The sequence below is a fragment of the Dyella lipolytica genome (assembly GCF_030160075.1).
GTDB lineage: Bacteria > Pseudomonadota > Gammaproteobacteria > Xanthomonadales > Rhodanobacteraceae > Dyella_B > Dyella_B lipolytica.
Genome location: NZ_BSNQ01000003.1, coordinates 1,629,699 through 1,647,430 on the forward strand (window position 1 = coordinate 1,629,699; position 17,732 = coordinate 1,647,430).

Consider the following 17,732-nt stretch of genomic DNA (forward strand, 5'->3'; position numbering starts at 1 on the left):
TCATATCTACTAGAATGATGGAATCATGGCCAAGCCCTCGACAGATCCAGCAGCGACACGCGCATTGGCATTGGCCGGAGAACTTCGCGTTCTTATCGGCCAGCTGAAACGTCGCCTGCGCGAGGAAGCACGTGCGGGCGATCTCACCGCGTCACAACTTTCCGTCCTCGGTCGACTGGAGCGCGAAGGACCTGCGACCGTAACCAGTCTTGCGCAGGCCGAAAGCGTGCGCCCCCAATCCATGGGCGCCACCATTGCCGCGCTGGAAAAGATCGGCCTCGTACGCGGCGAGGCGCATCCGACCGATGGGCGGCAAACCCTTTTGTCACTAACCCCTGCCTGCCACGCATGGATCAAGGTCAGCCGTGCAGCGCGCGAGGACTGGCTCGCTCACGCTATCCAGGCACATCTCGCGCCCGCAGAGCAAAAGCAGCTGGCCAGCGCCGTTAAGTTACTTAAGCGCTTGGTCGATCAGTAACCGTTCTATCCCATGCCTATCGCTGCATTGCGCAGCAATCCCCTACCTTTAGGAAGAACATCATGGCTGTCACCACGCTTGATCCGAACACTGCACTAATCATCATCGATCTGCAGAAAGGTATCGTCTCCCTTCCGACGGCGCAGCCCGTCGACCTGGTGGTGAAGCACTCAGTAGCGCTTGCCGACGCATTCCGCCACCACCGCTTGCCCATCGTGCTGGTGAACGTCGCCGGCGGCGCTCCGGGTCGAGCGGAACAGAGCCGCAACCTCGGCGAGCTTCCCGCCGACTGGGCCGACTTAATTCCTGAATTGAATCGTCAGCCGCAGGATCACGCCGTCACGAAGCACACCTGGGGCGCGTTCATGAATACAGACCTCAACGCACATTTGAAGAAGCTCGGCGTGACTCAGGTAGTCATCGTCGGTGTCGCTACCAGCATTGGCGTCGAGTCCACCGCGCGCCAGGCGCACGAACACGGATACCACGTCACCCTCGCCGTTGATGCCATGACCGACATGAACGCCGATGCACATCACAACAGTATCGCGCGGATTTTTCCAAGGCTCGGCGAAACCGGCACGACGCAGGAAATCATCGACCTCCTCGACTCGTCCCATAGGAGTGCATGACGATGCCTTGGACTCACTATGTGTCCTATTTCTTTGGTGGGGTTTTTCTCACCAACGCTGTGCCGCATTTTGTCAGCGGCGTCATGGGCAAACCTTTTCAAAGTCCATTTGCAAAACCACGCGGCGAAGGGCTTTCTTCTTCAACGATAAACGTGCTTTGGGGATTTCTCAACGCGGTGATCGCCTACGTATTGATATACCGCTCTGGAGATTTCGAGCTGCGCTCCAGCGATGATGCCATCGCGCTGGGATTGGGCGTCTTGCTCTTCGGCGTGCTGACGGCGCGCTTGTTCGGACGATTCAACGGTGGCAATTCGCCCGGAAACACGTGAGCGATCCGATGCTGGGCACCTTTCGCTCGCTGCGAAGTTTCAACTACCGCGTCTGGGCAGCCGGGGCGATCGTGTCCAACATCGGCACCTGGATGCAGCGCATCGCGCAGGATTGGCTCGTCCTCACCCAGCTCACGCACCGTAACGCCGCCGCCGTCGGCGTAGTGATGGCACTGCAGTTTGGCCCGCAGATTCTGCTGCTACCGCTGACCGGTTTCACAGCCGATCACCTCGATCGACGAAAACTGCTGTTTGCCACGCAAGCGGCCATGGGCGTGCTAGCGCTTGGGCTGGGCGTTCTTACCATCACCGGCATAGTTCAACTGTGGCAGGTGTATGTTTTTGCCTTTCTGTTGGGATGTGTCGCCGCGTTCGATGCACCGGCACGGCAGACATTCGTTTCGGACCTGGTGGGCGAGGCCGATCTTTCAAATGCGGTGGGGCTCAACTCCACGTCGTTCAATGCCGCACGAATGATCGGGCCAGCCATCGCCGGTTTACTGATTGCCGCCGTCGGTTGCGGGTGGGTATTCGTGTTCAACGCCGCCTCGTTTGCCGCTGTGCTGTGCTCGCTGTGTTTTCTTCGCGTTCGCGAGCTGCATCCCAGGCATCATGCATCGCGAACGCGCGCAAGCCTCGCTGAAGGTTTTCGTTATGTATGGAAACGGCCCGATCTGAAAGCCGTGCTGCTCATGTTGTTTCTGATCGGCACCTTCGGGCTCAACTTTCCGATCTTTATTTCGACCATGTCGGTCACCGTCTTCCACGCCGGCGCGGGTCGATACGGATTGCTGACATCGACCATGGCGATTGGGTCGGTCATCGGCGCGCTGCTTGCGGCGAGACGCGAGAATCCTCACATCGCACTCTTGCTTGCGGCAGCAGCCATGTTTGGACTCGGCTTGGTGCTGGCCGCGATCATGCCCAACTACTGGCTGTTTGGTAGCGTACTCATCCTTATAGGTATGGCTGCCCAGACCTTCACCACGTCGACCAATAGCTTGATGCAACTTTCCACCGAACCCGCCATGCGCGGCCGGGTGGTGGCCATCTTCCTCGCCATAGCCTTGGGCGGCACGCCCATTGGCGCACCGATCGTTGGCTGGGTTGCCGATACGTTCGGTCCGCGCTGGGCGTTGGGCGTCGGTGCTGCCGCAGGCTTAGTCGCCGCGATGATCGGTATCCGTTACCTCGTGACTTATCATCGCCTGCGTGTGTACGTGGACGCAGGGCGCCTGCACCTCAGCATGGACGACGGCGCCCCTGTAGGCGACTCAAATAGCAAGCAACCGAAGTCGCCACCTTTGGAACAAACTTCTCCGTAAGCGGTCAGAGCCGCGCGCCCTTCACTCTCGATCACGGTTTCTTGCGAGCGTATTCTCCGCGAAATGCTGTGGACCACGTGACACCGTTGTCCTCCGATTTCTCCCACACCTGATCGACTCGGTCTGGGCTGATCCGCACGATGCTTACGCGGTTCATCACCGGCTTTCCATCAGACCCGGTACTGGGACCCGTAAACATGACCGAATCCGCTGAGGCCTTGCCGTCCACGAAGACGTGCACGCGTCCCTCATTGTCCGCGAACATGCCGTGCCAACGTTTGTCGTCGGCGCTATACGCGAACATGTTCTCGCCTCGATGCCCTCGACCGCCATCCCAGTTTTCGATCACCGCGCACTTGTCGAGCGCCAAAGACACATGGCTAGTTGCGCTGGCTGATGCGCCTGCGCCGCCTACCGCCCAATCACCCACCCAGAAATCGAGCTGTCGGCTCGCCGGATCTGTAGCACATGAATTTCTCGCTGATGCGGCGAATGCGTTCGAGGTAAACGCGGCACAAAGGCCAGCCACCGAAACAAGAAGAAGACTTCTGCCCTGTATCGCCATGTTCACCGCTCCGCTGTTGGATTTCGCCGCGGTCAGCCCGCTCGATGGATGTCTGACGGCTTGATCTCGACGGTGCCTAGCATGGTCATTGCCGCGTTTTCGTACTTTCGATAGGATGACAACAAATGTCGAGAAAACGCCAAACTGCGATTTTCGACCGTCTGGCCGATGACGGGAGCGCGATTGCCACGCTCACGCATAACTACCCCGCCGGGCACGTCATCCCGCTGCATTTTCACGATCGCGACCAATTGGTCTATGCGTCGCGCGGTGTCATGACCGTGCAAACCGACGGCGGCGCCTGGATTGTCCCCACACATCGCGGCGTGTGGATACCCAAGGGCGTTCCGCACTCCATTGCCATGTCGGGCGCGGTGGCCATGCGCACGCTCTATCTGCAACCTCGGCTGGCAAAAGTACTGCCACGGGATTGCTGCGTGATCAATGTCCCGCCACTGCTGAAAGAACTCATCCTTCACGCGTGTACGGTGGGTCCGCTGTGGAAAAGCGAACGCGCGCAGCGCCACCTTGTCGACATGATTGTGGATCAGCTTCAGGTGATTCAGATGGTTCCCTTGCAACTGCCCAATCTCACCGATTCGCGGGCACGGCGTGTTGCCGAAACGTTGTTGACGGAACCCGGCAACCGCCAGCCACTCGCACACATCTGCAAGACAAGTGGCGCAAGCCTGCGCACCATCGAGCGACTCTTTCTAGACGAGACAAACATGACCTTCGGCAAGTGGCGCCAGCAACTTCGGATGATGCACGCCATGCGCCTTCTCGGCGAAGGTGCAAAGGTAACGCATGCGGCACTAGACGCGGGTTACAGCACACCGAGCGCGTTTATCGCGGCGTTCCGAAAAACATTTGGAACCACACCTACTTCGTATTTCGAAACATTTGCCAGAACGCCATCCGCACCCACGTAGCAGTGAGCTCATCGTAAAAAACCTCGGCTTGGTGAGCCGCTGGCTCCGACTGAATGTCCGCACTATGTCCGGACAACAAGGACGACCGTCCGCGGACAGTCGTCCGTGATGCGATAGCGCGCAAGGAATGGCTTAGAAATGCGGTTTTCCACGGCTTCGCGACGTTGGCACGCACCTTGCCATATACCTCTCGAAGGCTTCATTTCCCAACCTACGGAGAACCGCCATGAAATTCGAGACCCTGCTGCTGAAAGGCCTTTTCACTGCCTGCCTGCTGATTTGCGTGTTGACCATGGGCGCCATGCTCACCTCGAACACAACCGTCACCAGCGGCCATGCTCCGATTGCGGCATTGGCGAGTACGGCTGGTTAAACCGCAGATGAGTATCCATCACCGATCGAACAACGCAGCCACGAATATCGAGTACGTGGCGCGTCGAAAGATCGACGCGCCACGATTCTTTTGCGGCGATTACGGATACAGCGTCGTGATCAGTGCCGCTTTCGGACTACCCCAGCCCGTCACAAGGTCATAGCCCACCACCGCCGAATAGGTGCCGGACTTGCCGCTAGTGATGTCGTGGAAGTCGGTGGCATAGGTAGCCGTCAATGCTCCGCCCGACTCGTTCTCTGCGTAGATCACAGGATCGAGGAATCCAAGGTTGGTCTTGCCCACGTTTGCCTGCTGCTCGTTGGCCAACGCAATGAAGGCCGCCCACATCGGCGCAGCAAAGCTGGTGCCGCCGTAGCTGTTAGCCAGGCACGACGTCTGATCTGCGCAGGTGTAGAAGGTGAAGTTGGCGTTGGCCGAAACGTCCGGACCATTGCGATAGGTGGTTGAACCATGGTTGCTTGAATTGATCACGCCAGCGATCTTCTGCCATGAAGGAATGGCGATCTTGTCTGGCGAGATGCCGCCTCCGCTGTCGACCCATGCCGTTTCCGACTTCCACGGCCCGCCCGCGCTGCTGGTGATCAGGTCGGTGCCGCCGACGGAAATGACGTTCGCATCGTCGGCTGGCCATGCTTCGTTTCTCGACGACCATGTCTTGTTGTCGCCGGAAGCTGCAAAGAAGGTCTGGCCCTGGGCGGCCATCTTCTCGAAGTACGGATCGAGTGTCGACGGATCGGCAGGTGTCCAGCCCCACGAACAACCGATCGTGGTCGGCAGCGGGCTGTGGGTGGTCATGGCGCTGATGATGGCGGTGTCGGTGGAGCCGACATACATCACCAGACTGCTGAGACCCGGTGCCATGCCGAGGGCCTGCGTCATGTCGAGCGTCTGCTCGGTATCGTCACAACCTGCCGAGTACAGACACGAGGTGCTCGTACCGTCGGTGGAAAGCAGCGTGACAGGAACGTTGTTGGTCTGATGGACGTTGTTGTAGTACGTCGTCAGATCAGCCAGATCGGTGCCGTAGTATTCGAACAAACCCAGATTCTGACCTGTGCCGGTAAGCGTTCCACCATAGTAGGCAGCGCGCATATCGCTGCCCAGGAACGAGGCCGAGGGACCCGAACCTGTCGTTGCATGGGAAACGACCGCATCAGCACTGATGCCATGCGCCATGGCGTAGTCGGTCTTCTTGACGAGCATCGGATGCGGGATCGAATAGTTGTCCAGACCGGAAACGTGCCACAGCGGAATCGCTAGACCGGTTACGGGCTCGCGGTCAGGGCTGTAGAAGACGCGATTCTCCGTATCGTGTTGATAGGTGCGCATCTTCACGTTGAAGGCGGCTTCGATGGCCGAGACCGGACCCACTACTTGCACATCCATGCCATCGCGGCTTCCGCCGGTAATGGTGAATCCGTACTTGCTCAGATATTGAACGACCGTGTCGTAATCGTTCTTGGTCGGACCGAATCGTGCGGTGAACTCCGCCGGGGTAACGTAATGACGGAAATTGGGGCTCGCCGGGTTGGTGACGTCTGCTACAAACGCGTCCAGGCCGGCCTTATCACGCAATGGCAGAACAACGTCGAGACTCATCATCTGGTTGGCTGGGAGGCGACCGACCGCTTTCGCCGCCCCTGCATGCACCGCATCCCGCACGTGATGGGTGGAAACTTCCGCTGCCTGAACTGCCGCAGTTGCGCCGAATGCCAAGGCAATGGCAAGCGCAAGGCGGAACGTCCCGTTGGTGAGATCTTTTCCAGTCGCATTTGATCTAATCATTGGTAATTACCCCATTGGTAGATAATGAAATAAGCGGATTTTGGCGTGCACGCCACCATCACCGCTATTGCACATAGCGGCGTCAAGAAGGCATGCACTACCCACGCAAAGTCGCCAGAAACGACTTCGCTCTCTCACTTGCTCCCTACGATCCCCATACGTCACAGCGATGATCGCTGTTGCGGCTATTGGTCATGCTGTGCCGCTCTACTCGACGAAACACTCATCAAGACGACGGTGAAGAATGATCACGAAAAAGCCTGGCTATATTGACGAACGTCACATGGCGAAACTTAGACCGATCCAAAGAAAGCGACGCTCGCGCGCCGCTTCCATAGGTCTATCTACATCGCATGGAGTGCGTGAAACGGAGGTGACGTCGAAGCGTTTGCATGCATGCAAACGCGCAAGAAGTTGCGTATAACTTCTTGCGTTGGTCTCGCGCAACGCTTGCTATGTACTACGCACGGCAGTCAGTGGACTCGCGTGAAGTCGCTAACCCAATTCGTTTCCCAGGTCTTTCCACCGTCGGGCGAATAAGCCTGTTCCCAGCGCGCGGATGTTGACGTGATGTGCGACCAGATGACGCGTACCTTGATCGGCTTTCCCTGCAGCACATCGTCGGCATACAAAGTGCCGACACCATTGACGAAGCTACCCTTCATCGGGGGATCGAGGTTGTCGGCTGGATAGCGTCCATCCAGAAACCAACTGGCCCATTGCCCACTGACCGGATCGTAGGAGCGCAAGCCGACACCGCGATAGACGCCATCCGGCAGATTGATCACGTTGTCGCTAACGTCGGCAAAGCCGTCCATCAACTTACGCACATCGAGCGTGCCATCGAATTCGATCCATTCGTGACTCCCTGCCAGACGCGCTTTCAATTTGCGGTGGTGGCCATGCCAGGTGCCGACGAGAAAATCGAAGTCGTGCAGACCGCTCAGGTTAGGGGCTCCCTGTTTGGCTACAGGGGTATCTTGCGAAGCCTGAGCAGGCGCAAAAGCGCCGACAAACATCGCTAACGAAATGGCCATAAGCATGGTGCAGAAGCGTTTCATGTCATTGACTCCTCCAGTGATCTGGAGGCGACATTACCCGCTAAACATGCCACCTGATGTCATGTATTTCCGAATAGAGATTCGCAAGCTCTGCGTCATCATGCACGCGGCAGGGCACGAAAAACCGATTCTGAAAGAACAAATCCAGGCTTGCTGACTGCCCATCATTAAATGACCCGGAACATTCTGTTGCTATATCTACAACCGCATTCCTAACGCGAACACCGAGGGGGAATAACCCCCTCGGCTTCTTTCTCTGGTTGAATTTAGCAAACAACCATCAGACTTCTTAGTTCGATTCGGTAAATGAAACCGAAGGCGTCGAACCAGCCGAAGCGGTGCAGCTGCCCAGGTTGAGGTTGTTGGTTTCGCCGGTGGAACCGTTATTGGCTTGGCAAGTCGGCGCGGCAGTGGAACCATTGGTCACGGCGATGTTCACACCGATCGTGGAACCGCTGTTGAATTGAGCTTGCGAACCGCCAGCATTACCCACAACGTTGTATTCAACTTCTTTCCACACACTCGCGATATCCAGAGTGCTGTCTTTCTGGCTGGTGCTATAAGCGTTGCCATTGTAGGTAACAACCGTCGTATCGTTACCGCCGGTGACAGCGGTGCCGGTCAGCGTCACGCTACCCAGAGCCGTGCCCGGAATGTCCGCCATCGAAGTGGCAGCGCTGTTCTTGTAGCAGTCGCCTGCGCCGTCGCTTCCGAAACCGCTCGGGCAACGACGTCCGCCGTAGCCGATCAGCCAATCCTGGATGAACACCGCACCCTGACCCTGGACTTCATAGTCGGGGGCATAGATGAACTGCTGCCACACAACGCAGCCGGAGTGGCCATTGCACGCGGCGGTGGTGCTATTGAAGCTCGTGTTCATCTGCAGCGAGTATTCGTTCGGCCCGATGATGCCGTTGCTCTCACCACTGCCGAACGGCACGTTGACCCCTTGCTCGGAAGTTACGCCCGAGAACGTCGGGAAGCTGCCCACGGCCTTGCTGATCACGTTGGTGCTGTCCAGCGTGTAGTCGACGCCGTTACCGGTGGTTTGTTCCTGACCGAAAACAATCTGGCGAGGCACCGTGTGTGCGCGCGGAGCCAACTGGTGGCAAGCGGTCGGTTCCCACAAGACGCTGGGATAGGTGGCCTTGAAGCAGCCTTCCGCCGGTGTAGCGATCTGCGCAATGTCATGACGCCAGGAGGCCTTGGCCGCCTGTTCGAGGATGCCATCATCAGCAGCGAAAGCAGCCGGAGCGCACGCTGCACTCAAAAGGCCGACTGCGAAAACGAACTTTAACTTTGCTTGCATTTACATTTCTCCCCATCTTGCAATTGATGATCAATGTCGGCTCTGGACCACCCAGTAGCCGTCGCGCTTACAACTACGACTAACATCCGTGTAAGCAACACAACTCCTCCCCCTACAGCAAAAGTTGCTTTACAGAAAACATCAAGACAGAGCGCCGTTGTTTTGCGCTGCAAAATAATTTGTATGACGCGGCCGAACAAAGCAGCTACATCGCTGCTGACATAGTTAAAAATGAAAAATGCGATACCGGTGTGCGCACGCATCTGCTCAGATGCAAAGCGCCTAAGAGCCATCTCCAACGCATTTGAGTGCTGGCGCTGCTGTATGGAATCGTCATCGTTCGACCAAACCGCTTATGGTCTGGTCATCGGGAGAGGAGCGTGCGTACTTTTTCCGCACGCTGTCCGCACCGCCCATGTTGCGTCGAGTATTGAGTCAGCGGTGGGCGCAAGGCGGAAATCTCCGTTTGCAAGTGTTCTTCCAGTCGAATCTCGTCTAATCACAGGTAATAATCCCATTGGTAGACATCTCTCGCTATTGCACATAACAGCGTTAAAAAGGCGTGCGCTTCCAAGGCAAAGTCGTCAAAACGACTTCGCAATTCGACTTACTCCTTACGATCCCCTACGGCACAGCAACGATCGCTGTTGCGGCTGTTCGCTATTGCGTGCCGCGATACTCGATGGGCCACTTTCCAAAGCGACGATGAAGAATGGTCATAAAGAAAATTCTCTTTTTTGATCGGCGTCACATCGTGGGACATAGACCTGTCTACAAAACACTACAACTTGTCACACAGTGTCCATGAGCACTTTATTCGCATTCGGCGCGTGAAGATCCGGTGATGCTTACGCACTCGCGGCTGCGCAAGAATTTGCGCGCCAGCGAAGTTCCATTATTTCAATTCGCGAAAAAACAACGCGACGCGTCGATTCCTCGATGCGTCGCGTTGTATATAACGGTTAGATTCTTCGCACCTTGATTCTTCCACCCATTCGTGCTTCCCAATAGATTAAAGAAGCGACCAAGCAACGGATCTCTTCGCTACATCACAGGTGCGGCCGTTCCATCCGACCACTTACCGGCGGGAATCATGAAAACTTTTATGGGATCGCGGTCGCCCTCAAGCTGCGGGTTCAGCATGATCGGTGAACCTGGCAAGTCGGCGCCCCAATCCACCTCACGCGAGGTATAGAACATCAGGTGCGGAATCCAGTGCCCTGCCGCATCGTTTAGGTAGCCTCCCTTCGACATCATGTAGCTCATGCCGCCAGGGGCCAAAGGCGGGAGCTGTTTTTTGGCAAACGCAGCCTTCATACCTTCCATGATTTGATTTTTGGATTGCCCCGCGAGCGCCAGCTCGGTTCTTTTGTAGGTGATGGGCAAGATCGACTGCGCCGCTTGCCGATTGAAGCAAATGGGGCCACGCAATTTGGGATTCCAAAACTCTGGGTTTTCAAATTCCGCCGTCCAGGATCGGTCGACCACACATACGAAGCCGTTCTTGCCTTCGACGGCGGTGACGTAGCCGTGGGGTCCGAGTACAAGGATCTTGGCTTCTCCGGAAATGGTTTTGGGTGCCGCGCTGCGCGCCAGCGCGATTTCGGCATCGCGGTCCCCCATCAAGTATTCCGATAGAGGCGCCATCGTCGGATAGGAATGTTGTTGATTTTGAGCTGACAGTCTTTCACCAGCGCCGATAGCTAAAAGCACGATTAGCATCGCGCACATCTTTAAGCGGCCGGCGTCTTGCTTCATCTCATCTCTCCCCATCGGTTCGTGGAAACATCATGAAGGTCTGACTCTTCCTGGATCGGGCCTAGATGGCACCCAACCCAAAGGAGCCACAGCGAAGGCGACCTTTACGATTGACGAACGGGATATAGGGAAATCGACATGCGTCGAGGGCCGCGCCAACGGACGGCATGGCTTCGAATCGTAGGCCGGAAAAATAACTTCCAGCGGAGATGTCGATTCGATCATCGCCCATTCGTTGCCTTAATAGCCAGGATGTTAGCGGGAGGCGACCATTCCCCACGCCCTGCTCCGACCTTTCACCCCATGGAGATAAGCCGATGCAATTCCTTTCGATAATCCGAATCAACGAAAGCAGTACCCAGCAGCCCGACCAGCGGCTCATGAACGACATGGGCAAGCTCATGGAGGAGATGACAAAGGCCGGCATCCTCGTCGACACCGCCGGACTGAAGCCCAGCGTCGAAGGCGCACGCGTCAAACTCTCGCGCGGAAAAATCAGCCGAATCGACGGCCCGTTCGCCGAGGCGAAGGAAGTGATCGGCGGCTACGCCATCCTTGAAGCGCCATCGATGGACGAGGCGGTCCACGCCAGCCGGCGTTTTCTGGAAGTCCATGGCGACGGCTGGGACATCGACTGCGAGATCCGCGAGATGGTGCGCCACCCAGACGCAAGCGCGACCTGAGCCGCGACACTCCGGCCTACGGAGTTAGAAATCAGACATGGTCCAACCTCACCCAGTGACTAAACAGCGAACCAGGGGTGAGGTTGGACTTTATAAGCTCACGAAATGGCGCTCTTACCCTTGTTCTCGGCAAGAGGCATGACATGTCGCGCTTCGTGGTTGAACACGACGGATGTTTCAACGCGCACCACAACAGCGTGACGATTGAAGTGTTGCGAAATGATTTCCTTCAAATGCTCCATATCATGAACAACCACGTGGACAAGCAAATCAAACCGGCCCGATACCAGAAACACGCCGCGAACTTCCGGAATGGCGGCGGTTGATTTCAGGAACTTGTCGACAACTTGACCTTCGAGCTTGCCAAGCTGCACGAACAGGACGGCCTCCAGAGGGAACCCGATCGCCTGGAGGTTCACCTCAGCGTGAGCACTCACGAGAACGCCGCGTGTCCTCAGCGATTTGATGCGCTCATGGCAGCTCGATGGCGCAAGGCCAACTGCCGCCGCGATCTCTTTATTGGATAACCATGCGTCCTTCATCAAGAGCCGCAAAATGGCGAAGTCCGTTCGGTCGAGGTCCACTTCAGTTGCCATATATTCGAAATTTATTCGATTGACTGTAATGTTATTCTAATACTATTCTAAATATATGACAAATAACCGAATTTACGCCAAACATCGTCGTATAAGCGCTTGGCAATGCGGCGCCTTCCTCGCATCCCTTTCGCTTGCAGTGGCCATCGACATCATGGCTCCGAGTGTCTGTTACGCCACGCCGCAAAGCCAAACGCAATCGCACATCACATTGAAGGACGCGATTGGGCAGCGCTTGATTGCCAATGAAAGGATGAGCTGGGAGCTAGCCATCAAGGGTGAGGCAACTTCTTACAAAGCTTTTCACGCACCGGACTTCTTTACGGTCTCAGGAACCGGGGTCACGAACAGGGAGCTCAGTGAAGCTTCTGCCATGGATTCGAAAGTGCACTTCGATCAATGCGACCTTTCAGGATTCGACGTCCGCTTCGTTGCAGAGAACGCAGTACTTATCACTTACCGTGTGAAGGCTGCGGGGCTCGATCATGGGAAGGCATTCCAGCTCGACAGTTACGCTTCGTCCTTGTGGATGAAGCGTAACGGGCAATGGCTAAATGTGTTTTATCAGGCGACGCCTGCACCGACCCAGTAATCGTGTAGCGATAGCCTTATCGCATAAAAAAGGACCATGCCCCTTTTATGCAATATCACTAATCGTCGCCAAGATTCTTCAGAAATGTGGCGGATGGGATGAAGAACAGCGTCCCGGTCACGGCTTTACTGTAGTCGAGCAAGCGATCGTAATTGCCCGGCGGCCGGCCGACGAACATGTTCTGAAGCATCTGTTCAATGCGGTGTGGGGATCGTGCGTAACCGATGAAGTAGGTACCGAAATCCCCTTTACCGACTTCACCAAACGACATGTTGTCGCGCACGATTTCAAGCTGGCTGCCGTTCTCCACGATCGTCGTCAGCGCATTGTGTGCGCTCGTCGGTTTTACCGAGTCGTCCAGTTCGATGTCGGCCAGCTTGGTCCGGCCAATGATCTTTTCCTGCTGCTCTACGGGCAATGAGTTCCAGTGTTGCAGGTCATGAAGATACTTCTGAACGATGACGTAGCTTCCGCCAGTGAACGTCGGATCTTCATCGCCGATGATCGCGGCGTCTATCGCCGCCTGGTCCACCGGATTTTCCGTACCGTCGACGAAGCCGATCAGATCGCGGCCGTCGAAGTAACCGAAGCCGTGCACCTCGTCGACCGTGATCACGGCATCGCGAAGGCGAAACATGATTTGGGTCGCGAGCTCAAAGCACAGATCCATACGCGAAGCGCGTATATGCAACAGGATGTCCCCGGGTGTGGCGACGGCATGGTGCTGGCCCCGTATTTCTTGGAACGGGTGAAGATCCTTGGGCCTCGGCTGCCCGAAGAGCGAATCCCATGCATCGGAGCCAACGCCCATCACGCACGAAAGGTTTCCTCCAAGATCACGGGAACCCACCGCACGCACAAGTCCGGCCAAGTCGCCACAACATGCCCGGACAGTGTCACGGGACTGAGGTTCGGGCTTCAACGTGAGCACGAGAAAAATAGCGGCGTGCGTAAGCTTGGCTACGACCGGCTGCGAAATAGCGGACACGCTCCACTCCAAGTTTGTTGTTTCAGTAGTTTAATCACGAGGCGATCCCTCGCAAGGCAGAAACCACAACCATTTGCGCCTGTTACGATCTAGCTGGCTGGCTGGTCCATCGGTACCAGCACGCCACGTTTGAGCGTGCTCAATGCCACCCGTGTCTGGAAACGTCGCACATTGGCGTTTTCTCCCATCATCCTTTGCATCAACGCATCGAAGTCATCGACGTCGCGCGCTACCACAATCAGTACGTAATCACCCGCACCAGTGACGTACCAAGCCTCCTGGATGACCGGCTCGGCCGCGATCCACTGCTTAAGACTGGCTAGCAGTTCGGGACGCTCTCGCTCCACCTCGACATCCACGATCATCGTCAACGGGCGACCGACGCTGATCGGGTCCACCACTGCCACTTCTGCAGTGATGACGGCTTCGTCACGCATCCGTGCAATGCGACGTTGCACCGCCGATGCGGACAGACCGATCTCGGTGCCAATCAGCTCGGCCGGGCGGCGTGCGTCCTTCTGGATGACTGCCAGGATTCGTCGGTCAAATTTGTCGAGATCCATGGCCATCTGTATGCAAAACCTGCGCGAGTCGAGGAAAAAACCTGTCTTTCCGCAAATAGTCGCGGGCTGGCCGCGCGGCCGAAACTTAGCATAGGCCACACCTTTCACCAACTTGGAACGCACTCATCTCATGCGGCTCTTGTATCAGTCACATTCGCCCTACGCTCGCAAAGTTCTCGTCGCCGCCCACGAGATGGGCTTGGTCAGCCGACTCGAAGTGATTCATCACGAAACGAGCCCGACCTTGCGCAATGACGAGGTGTTTGCTCTCAATCCGCTAGGCAAGGTACCTGTGCTCGTTTGCGACGACCACACGGTATTAATCGACTCCAGCGTGATCTGCGAGTACCTGGACGGATTGCACAACGGACGAAAACTCCTTCCCGCACCCTCTGCGCAACGCTTCCTTGCCCTTCGTAACCAGGCGATTGCCATGGGCATCGCCGACGCCGGTATTGCCGTTCGTTGGGAAACCGAACGCCGACCTGAAGCGGTCCGCTGGGCGCCGCTGCGTGAAGGCCATCTGCAAAAGATCATGGCATCCTGCGATTTCCTTGAAGGGAATATCGATCAGGAGAAAGAGCTCGACATCGGTGACATCGCATTAGCCACCGCGCTCAGCTGGATAGCGTTCCGACAGATCTACGAATTCCAGCTGGGGCGACCGCGACTCGAAGCTTGGTACCAGCGAATCAGCATGCGTCCATCAATGATGGCCACGCAGCTCGAAGGCGATACCGTCGATTGCGACATACACGCCGCATACAACCAAGAGCCAAGCGACGCCTAGGGGCCTACGGATCAATAACCCATCAGAGGTACTGCTACATGCAGTACCAAGTCCGCGCAGAAATGGGCCAGCATGGCGTGTTCCAGTCCGTACTTCCAAAATAACGAGCCCGTTACCAGCCCGACCAACGCATTGAGTAAGACGATTTTGCCGATCAACATGGGCGTATGGCTCATGCCTATTGTGAAAGCGTATGGCAGATGACCTACGCCAAATAGCAACGCCGCGAGAATGATCGCTAGCACAAACATCCAGGATCGTGTCTGCCGTCGATTGAATAAGGCAAGCAACCATACAAGCAGACTCACCATAAACAGGCGCAGCAATATTTCCTCAGCCGTCCCACCGTATAAGGACGCGAGGGCGCCGCGCCAAGCTTGTTCCGCACGCGACATGCCTTCGATCGGCGATCCCACTCTTGGGCCCCAAAAAGCCAGCCCCGCTGCCAGCGCGCCCGCCAGCACTCCTGCAAACGCAGCTAAACGCCAGTGCGTACGAACAACCGGTTCGGGCCGAACGTGATACACGAAAGCGCGTAGCCATGGTGCATCCAAGCCGTATTGCAGCCCCAAACTCAACCCAAGCCACCCCAGCAACAAGCACGGAACACCCGCCTGCACGACAGCGATGACCAAGAACGGCACATGCAACTTGGACATAGCCGCCGGCGCGGTCATGACAAGGTACGGCTGCAGGGCGAGTGTCGCGATGACGGCAAAAGCGCTGAGCACCAACGCGAGTTTCAGATTGGATCTACGCGTCGATGGCAAGGACAATGCGACTGACATGGTGCCACTCCTTGGTTCAATCAATCTAGAAATTCGATGATTGCTTGCAACGGAAGCTATTTACTTCAGACCGATGTTTGCGCTTTTTTTCGGCGATAACGTATTCAATCATCATCTTTATCAGTCACCGGCTTCGTCTTCGCCGCTTTCAGCCGACCATTTTTATAAAGCGCTTGCCGCAGCACAAACTCGATTTGCGCATTGACACTACGCAGCTCATCGTCAGCCCAGCGCTGCATGGCGTCCAGGACGCTTGCACTCATCCGCAACGGGTAGGCTTTTTTTTCGGCGCTCATGTCGCCGTCAATTGTGTAGCGTGCCGGTGTTTATTACCGGCTGCGTGCCACGCTCACCGCACAACACAACTAGCAGATTGCTGACCATCGCCGCCTTCCGCTCTTCGTCGAGATCGACGACACCCTGCGTGCGAAGCTTGTCCAGCGCCATGCCCACCATCCCTACCGCACCTTCAACAATGCGTTGACGTGCAGCGATGATGGCGCCTGCCTGCTGGCGTTGCAGCATGGCCTGGGCGATCTCCTGCGCATAGGCGAGATGGCTTATGCGCGCCTCGCTTATCTGCACGCCAGCCTTGCCGAGCCTCGCCTGAATCTCATCGCGAAGGTGATTGTTGATGACCTCACCGTGGCTGCGCAGCGAAGGTTTGCCATCGTCGTGAGTGTCATAGGGGTAGCTCTGCGCCATCTGACGCAACGCCGACTCGCTTTGAATTTGCACGAAATTTTCGTAGTTATCGACACAGAACGTCGCCTCAGCCGTATCGACGACCTGCCAAACAATGACGGCGGCTATTTCGATGGGATTTCCGTCACTGTCATTGACCTTCAATTTGCTGCTTTCAAAATTGCGAGCCCGCAGGGAAATCCGGCGCCGGGTGCAGAATGGATTGGTCCAGCGTAGCCCCTCCAGACGCACCGTACCCGCATACCTTCCGAACAACTGCAGCACTTGCCCTTCATTCGGGGCAACCTGGAAAAAACCCTTCAGCAACAAGGCAATAAGCGCGAAAGTTGCCACGCCGACCAGTGCAATCCACGGGGGCAAACCACCGGGGCCCGCATGGGCAAAGAAGCCGATGCCGCACACGATTAGTACTAAGCAAAAGGCGATAAATGGAATGCCTGCGATTGAAAACCCACTGCGCTCGTTCATAACTAGGCCTCCTCAGGATGGCCTAGTTATATATCAAAATGATATCACTTTCTAGTGGCTCTGGCCGGCAGCAGTCGACAACGGCGGTCCATTGAACTCGGCCTCAATAGATACGTCGATCGAGTCGCCCACACCCATCGTGGTGCCCGGAGCGGGTACGCCGTATCCCATTCCGAAATCCGAGCGCTTGAAGGTTCCATGCGCGGAAAATCCAACGCGAGCGTGAGGGTCCATATCGGCCATCCCCGCATACCCTCCGTTGTAAGTGCCGGTTAGAACCAGTGGCCGCGTGACGCCATGCAGATCCAGGGTGCCCTCGATTTCAAACGATTTGGCGCCGGTCATTCGAATCTTTTCCGAGCGGAAGACGATCTCGGGAAACTTTTTTGTGTCGAGGAATTGAGGTCCTTGCACGATGTCCGTGCACATCTTCGGCGCCGCATCCATTTCCAACGACGCGGCGTCGATGGTGGCCACGAGCTTGGATGCAGGTATGTTGCTCGGGTCGAACGTCAATGTTGCATCGAAGCGGCTAAACCGCGTGGTGTAAGTCGAGAACCCCATGTGGCTAACACGAAGCTGCAGACTCGCGTGTGCCTTATCGATCTGGTAGGCGCCAGCGGGTGGTGCAGTCACTGGAGGCATGACGGGTGGTGCCGGCGAGTCGGCAGCACGGGACATGGTGCAATACACACCGAGCAAGATGGCAACCGAGCTGCTGGCAAGTCGCCGAGAAGCTGTTCGGATAGTGTTGTTCATGGCAAGTTATTCCGTATAAGTTGAAAGGTCGCGATCAGGGCTGCCAACGGGGTCGGTCGCGCTCATGTTCCGCAGCTTGCGCTCCCCTGTCGGTGCCGGGTGTCGTACGCCTCAGCTGCGTACTCTTCCATCTATGCAACGAACGACTCATAGCCAAATCGACACATAAGCCAAGGGGCTATATGGCGGCTTCACCGAGTATCAACAATGACGGTGAACATACGATGTG

At 56.6% G+C, this 17,732-nt stretch carries 21 protein-coding genes; 9 read left to right on the forward strand and 12 right to left on the reverse strand.

Annotated elements, in window-relative coordinates; translation table 11 throughout:
• Positions 1-25: 25 nt before the first annotated feature.
• From QQL64_RS08685 to QQL64_RS08700, 4 genes are all read left to right on the forward strand, one after another.
• Positions 26-478 (forward strand): MarR family winged helix-turn-helix transcriptional regulator, encoded by a 453-nt coding sequence (locus QQL64_RS08685; RefSeq protein WP_284398264.1) that lies wholly within the window; start codon positions 26-28, stop codon positions 476-478.
• 62 nt (positions 479-540) lie between these two features.
• Positions 541-1,110 carry an isochorismatase family protein gene (locus tag QQL64_RS08690; protein ID WP_284398265.1) on the forward strand — a complete coding sequence of 190 codons (570 nt, stop codon included), beginning with the start codon at positions 541-543 and terminating at the stop codon, positions 1,108-1,110.
• Complete coding sequence (locus tag QQL64_RS08695) at positions 1,107-1,442, forward strand: hypothetical protein (RefSeq protein ID WP_284398267.1); 336 nt, start codon at positions 1,107-1,109, stop codon at positions 1,440-1,442. The genes QQL64_RS08690 and QQL64_RS08695 overlap by 4 nt, the downstream gene beginning before the upstream one ends.
• Positions 1,439-2,767: an MFS transporter gene (locus tag QQL64_RS08700; RefSeq protein ID WP_284398269.1), complete on the forward strand. Its 1,329-nt coding sequence runs from the start codon at positions 1,439-1,441 to the stop codon at positions 2,765-2,767. The genes QQL64_RS08695 and QQL64_RS08700 overlap by 4 nt, the downstream gene beginning before the upstream one ends.
• Before the next feature lie 31 nt (positions 2,768-2,798).
• Here the strand turns inward: QQL64_RS08700 and QQL64_RS08705 are convergent, their stop codons facing one another.
• Complete coding sequence (locus tag QQL64_RS08705; RefSeq protein WP_284398271.1) at positions 2,799-3,332, reverse strand: hypothetical protein; 534 nt, start codon at positions 3,330-3,332, stop codon at positions 2,799-2,801.
• Between the two features lie 125 nt (positions 3,333-3,457).
• Between QQL64_RS08705 and QQL64_RS08710 the strand changes: the two genes are divergently transcribed.
• Both QQL64_RS08710 and QQL64_RS08715 read left to right on the forward strand, forming a co-directional pair.
• Positions 3,458-4,264 carry an AraC family transcriptional regulator gene (locus tag QQL64_RS08710; protein ID WP_284398273.1) on the forward strand — a complete coding sequence of 269 codons (807 nt, stop codon included), beginning with the start codon at positions 3,458-3,460 and terminating at the stop codon, positions 4,262-4,264.
• A gap of 226 nt (positions 4,265-4,490) precedes the next feature.
• A complete protein-coding gene (locus QQL64_RS08715; protein WP_284398274.1) occupies positions 4,491-4,637 on the forward strand; it encodes a hypothetical protein in 147 nt (48 codons plus the stop codon).
• Positions 4,638-4,736: 99 nt separating this feature from the next.
• Here QQL64_RS08715 and QQL64_RS08720 read toward each other — a convergent pair whose 3' ends face one another.
• The 4 genes from QQL64_RS08720 to QQL64_RS08735 form a co-directional block, all read right to left on the reverse strand.
• Positions 4,737-6,443 carry a S53 family peptidase gene (locus QQL64_RS08720; RefSeq protein WP_284398275.1) on the reverse strand — a complete coding sequence of 569 codons (1,707 nt, stop codon included), beginning with the start codon at positions 6,441-6,443 and terminating at the stop codon, positions 4,737-4,739.
• A 473-nt stretch (positions 6,444-6,916) separates the two neighbouring features.
• Complete coding sequence (locus tag QQL64_RS08725) at positions 6,917-7,504, reverse strand: hypothetical protein (protein ID WP_284398277.1); 588 nt, start codon at positions 7,502-7,504, stop codon at positions 6,917-6,919.
• Positions 7,505-7,793: 289 nt separating this feature from the next.
• Positions 7,794-8,813, reverse strand: a complete 1,020-nt coding sequence (locus QQL64_RS08730) for a hypothetical protein (protein ID WP_284398278.1) — start codon at positions 8,811-8,813, stop codon at positions 7,794-7,796.
• A 1,044-nt stretch (positions 8,814-9,857) separates the two neighbouring features.
• Positions 9,858-10,571 carry a hypothetical protein gene (locus tag QQL64_RS08735; RefSeq protein WP_284398279.1) on the reverse strand — a complete coding sequence of 238 codons (714 nt, stop codon included), beginning with the start codon at positions 10,569-10,571 and terminating at the stop codon, positions 9,858-9,860.
• Positions 10,572-10,888: 317 nt separating this feature from the next.
• On the opposite strand from QQL64_RS08735, the gene QQL64_RS08740 reads away from it, so the two are divergent.
• The gene (locus tag QQL64_RS08740; protein ID WP_284398282.1) at positions 10,889-11,254 is read left to right on the forward strand and encodes a YciI family protein; all 366 of its coding nucleotides are present in this window, start codon (positions 10,889-10,891) and stop codon (positions 11,252-11,254) included.
• A 98-nt stretch (positions 11,255-11,352) separates the two neighbouring features.
• On the opposite strand, the gene QQL64_RS08745 is transcribed toward QQL64_RS08740, so the two are convergent.
• Positions 11,353-11,850 carry an Lrp/AsnC family transcriptional regulator gene (locus tag QQL64_RS08745; RefSeq protein WP_284398284.1) on the reverse strand — a complete coding sequence of 166 codons (498 nt, stop codon included), beginning with the start codon at positions 11,848-11,850 and terminating at the stop codon, positions 11,353-11,355.
• A 55-nt stretch (positions 11,851-11,905) separates the two neighbouring features.
• Here QQL64_RS08745 and QQL64_RS08750 point away from each other — a divergent pair, with 55 nt between their 5' ends.
• A complete protein-coding gene (locus QQL64_RS08750) occupies positions 11,906-12,442 on the forward strand; it encodes a DUF4440 domain-containing protein (protein WP_284398286.1) in 537 nt (178 codons plus the stop codon).
• A gap of 58 nt (positions 12,443-12,500) precedes the next feature.
• Here the strand turns inward: QQL64_RS08750 and QQL64_RS08755 are convergent, their stop codons facing one another.
• Positions 12,501-13,430, reverse strand: coding sequence for a Dyp-type peroxidase (locus QQL64_RS08755; RefSeq protein ID WP_284398288.1), 930 nt, complete (start codon positions 13,428-13,430; stop codon positions 12,501-12,503).
• A gap of 89 nt (positions 13,431-13,519) precedes the next feature.
• Positions 13,520-13,993, reverse strand: coding sequence for an Lrp/AsnC family transcriptional regulator (locus QQL64_RS08760; protein WP_284398290.1), 474 nt, complete (start codon positions 13,991-13,993; stop codon positions 13,520-13,522).
• Between the two features lie 130 nt (positions 13,994-14,123).
• Between QQL64_RS08760 and QQL64_RS08765 the strand changes: the two genes are divergently transcribed.
• Positions 14,124-14,783, forward strand: coding sequence for a glutathione S-transferase family protein (locus tag QQL64_RS08765; RefSeq protein WP_284398292.1), 660 nt, complete (start codon positions 14,124-14,126; stop codon positions 14,781-14,783).
• A gap of 11 nt (positions 14,784-14,794) precedes the next feature.
• Here the strand turns inward: QQL64_RS08765 and QQL64_RS08770 are convergent, their stop codons facing one another.
• From QQL64_RS08770 to QQL64_RS08785, 4 genes are all read right to left on the reverse strand, one after another.
• Positions 14,795-15,571, reverse strand: a complete 777-nt coding sequence (locus QQL64_RS08770) for a CPBP family intramembrane glutamic endopeptidase (protein ID WP_284398294.1) — start codon at positions 15,569-15,571, stop codon at positions 14,795-14,797.
• Between the two features lie 104 nt (positions 15,572-15,675).
• Complete coding sequence (locus QQL64_RS08775) at positions 15,676-15,867, reverse strand: type II toxin-antitoxin system antitoxin (protein WP_284398296.1); 192 nt, start codon at positions 15,865-15,867, stop codon at positions 15,676-15,678.
• A gap of 7 nt (positions 15,868-15,874) precedes the next feature.
• Positions 15,875-16,744, reverse strand: coding sequence for an SPFH domain-containing protein (locus QQL64_RS08780; RefSeq protein WP_284398298.1), 870 nt, complete (start codon positions 16,742-16,744; stop codon positions 15,875-15,877).
• A gap of 51 nt (positions 16,745-16,795) precedes the next feature.
• Complete coding sequence (locus tag QQL64_RS08785; RefSeq protein WP_284398300.1) at positions 16,796-17,503, reverse strand: YceI family protein; 708 nt, start codon at positions 17,501-17,503, stop codon at positions 16,796-16,798.
• Positions 17,504-17,732 lie beyond the last annotated feature (229 nt).

What these genes read in the sequence shown, in the direction of transcription:
- QQL64_RS08765 (WP_284398292.1), top strand. Translation starts at nt 14,124, where the DNA reads ATGCGGCTCTTGTATCAGTCACATTCGCCCTACGCTCGCAAAGTTCTC.
- QQL64_RS08740 (WP_284398282.1), top strand. Translation starts at nt 10,889, where the DNA reads ATGCAATTCCTTTCGATAATCCGAATCAACGAAAGCAGTACCCAGCAG.
- QQL64_RS08715 (WP_284398274.1), top strand. Translation starts at nt 4,491, where the DNA reads ATGAAATTCGAGACCCTGCTGCTGAAAGGCCTTTTCACTGCCTGCCTG.
- QQL64_RS08705 (WP_284398271.1), bottom strand. Translation starts at nt 3,332, where the DNA reads ATGGCGATACAGGGCAGAAGTCTTCTTCTTGTTTCGGTGGCTGGCCTT.
- QQL64_RS08775 (WP_284398296.1), bottom strand. Translation starts at nt 15,867, where the DNA reads ATGAGCGCCGAAAAAAAAGCCTACCCGTTGCGGATGAGTGCAAGCGTC.
- QQL64_RS08685 (WP_284398264.1), top strand. Translation starts at nt 26, where the DNA reads ATGGCCAAGCCCTCGACAGATCCAGCAGCGACACGCGCATTGGCATTG.
- QQL64_RS08690 (WP_284398265.1), top strand. Translation starts at nt 541, where the DNA reads ATGGCTGTCACCACGCTTGATCCGAACACTGCACTAATCATCATCGAT.
- QQL64_RS08695 (WP_284398267.1), top strand. Translation starts at nt 1,107, where the DNA reads ATGACGATGCCTTGGACTCACTATGTGTCCTATTTCTTTGGTGGGGTT.
- QQL64_RS08725 (WP_284398277.1), bottom strand. Translation starts at nt 7,504, where the DNA reads ATGAAACGCTTCTGCACCATGCTTATGGCCATTTCGTTAGCGATGTTT.
- QQL64_RS08735 (WP_284398279.1), bottom strand. Translation starts at nt 10,571, where the DNA reads ATGAAGCAAGACGCCGGCCGCTTAAAGATGTGCGCGATGCTAATCGTG.
- QQL64_RS08760 (WP_284398290.1), bottom strand. Translation starts at nt 13,993, where the DNA reads ATGGATCTCGACAAATTTGACCGACGAATCCTGGCAGTCATCCAGAAG.
- QQL64_RS08730 (WP_284398278.1), bottom strand. Translation starts at nt 8,813, where the DNA reads ATGCAAGCAAAGTTAAAGTTCGTTTTCGCAGTCGGCCTTTTGAGTGCA.
- QQL64_RS08785 (WP_284398300.1), bottom strand. Translation starts at nt 17,503, where the DNA reads ATGAACAACACTATCCGAACAGCTTCTCGGCGACTTGCCAGCAGCTCG.
- QQL64_RS08750 (WP_284398286.1), top strand. Translation starts at nt 11,906, where the DNA reads ATGACAAATAACCGAATTTACGCCAAACATCGTCGTATAAGCGCTTGG.
- QQL64_RS08745 (WP_284398284.1), bottom strand. Translation starts at nt 11,850, where the DNA reads ATGGCAACTGAAGTGGACCTCGACCGAACGGACTTCGCCATTTTGCGG.
- QQL64_RS08780 (WP_284398298.1), bottom strand. Translation starts at nt 16,744, where the DNA reads ATGAACGAGCGCAGTGGGTTTTCAATCGCAGGCATTCCATTTATCGCC.
- QQL64_RS08710 (WP_284398273.1), top strand. Translation starts at nt 3,458, where the DNA reads ATGTCGAGAAAACGCCAAACTGCGATTTTCGACCGTCTGGCCGATGAC.
- QQL64_RS08770 (WP_284398294.1), bottom strand. Translation starts at nt 15,571, where the DNA reads ATGTCAGTCGCATTGTCCTTGCCATCGACGCGTAGATCCAATCTGAAA.
- QQL64_RS08720 (WP_284398275.1), bottom strand. Translation starts at nt 6,443, where the DNA reads ATGATTAGATCAAATGCGACTGGAAAAGATCTCACCAACGGGACGTTC.